This is a genomic window from Kitasatospora papulosa (genome assembly GCF_000717245.1).
GTDB classification, from domain to species: Bacteria; Actinomycetota; Actinomycetes; order Streptomycetales; family Streptomycetaceae; genus Streptomyces; species Streptomyces papulosus.
In genome coordinates, this window is record NZ_JNYQ01000067.1 from 1 (window position 1) to 535 (window position 535).

Sequence of the window (535 nt, forward strand, 5' to 3'; positions counted from 1 at the left end):
AACCCGGCCTTCGTGACCGCCGCCGCCACGCTCGACGCCTACTGGGCCGACGGCCAGATGGAGAAGCAGACCCTGGCCCGCGGCGAGCAGGTCGAACAGACACTGCTGGCCATCTGCGGCGAGGAGGAGACCGCGCAGTTCCGTGGCCGCGGCCTGGTCTGGGGCCTGGAGTTCACCGACCCCGAGCGCGCCTCCGCCGTCTGCAAGCGCGCCTTCGAGCTGGGCCTGCTGCTGGAGACCTCCGGACCGCAGTCCGAGGTCGTGAAGCTGCTCCCGCCGCTGACCGTCACCCCCGAAGAGCTGGACGAGGGCCTGCGCACGCTGGCCCGGTCCGTCCGCGAGACCGCCTGAGCGGGGCAAACGCCCCCGCGCAGGCACCACTGAGCAGGAAAAGAAGAGAAAGGCACCATCCCACCGTGATCGTCCGATCTTTCAGTGACATCGAGAACACCGACCGGCACGTCAGGTCCGCTTCGGGTACCTGGGAGAGCAAGCGCATCGTGCTCGCCAAGGAGAAGGTGGGCTTCTCGCTCCA

General features: G+C 68.8%; 2 protein-coding genes. Both read left to right on the forward strand.

Annotated elements, in window-relative coordinates; translation table 11 throughout:
* Positions 1-351 (forward strand): aminotransferase class III-fold pyridoxal phosphate-dependent enzyme (locus IA22_RS0133730; protein ID WP_030125877.1); only part of this gene is annotated, 351 nt, incomplete at its 5' end.
* Between the two features lie 65 nt (positions 352-416).
* The coding region (locus IA22_RS0133735; RefSeq protein ID WP_030125878.1) for an ectoine synthase at positions 417-535 on the forward strand (119 nt) is incomplete at its 3' end.